Raw genomic sequence first — 258 nt, forward strand, 5'->3', positions numbered from 1 at the left:
TGAATGATCCGACTGCGAAAGTGGTTGTGAGTGTAGATGGTGTGAACTATCCGGCAACCAATAATGGCAATGGCACCTGGACGCTTGCAGACAATACGCTTCCAGTGTTGACCGATGGTCCACATACCGTGACTGTGACTGCAACTGATCCTGCAGGTAATGTGGGTACAACAGGTGCAGTGGTGACTATCGATACCACAGCACCAAATGCACCGGTTCTTGATCCAATCAATGCCACTGATCCAGTGACAGGTACAG

At 50.0% G+C, this 258-nt stretch carries 1 protein-coding gene; it reads left to right on the forward strand.

Annotation, left to right across the window (positions count from 1 at the left end; genetic code table 11):
* On the forward strand, positions 1–258 hold a 258-nt coding region (locus ACG59Z_RS18775), incomplete at both ends, for an Ig-like domain-containing protein (RefSeq protein WP_400200727.1).

It is taken from the genome of Acinetobacter sp. ABJ_C1_1 (genome assembly GCF_044684115.1).
GTDB lineage: Bacteria > Pseudomonadota > Gammaproteobacteria > Pseudomonadales > Moraxellaceae > Acinetobacter > Acinetobacter nosocomialis_A.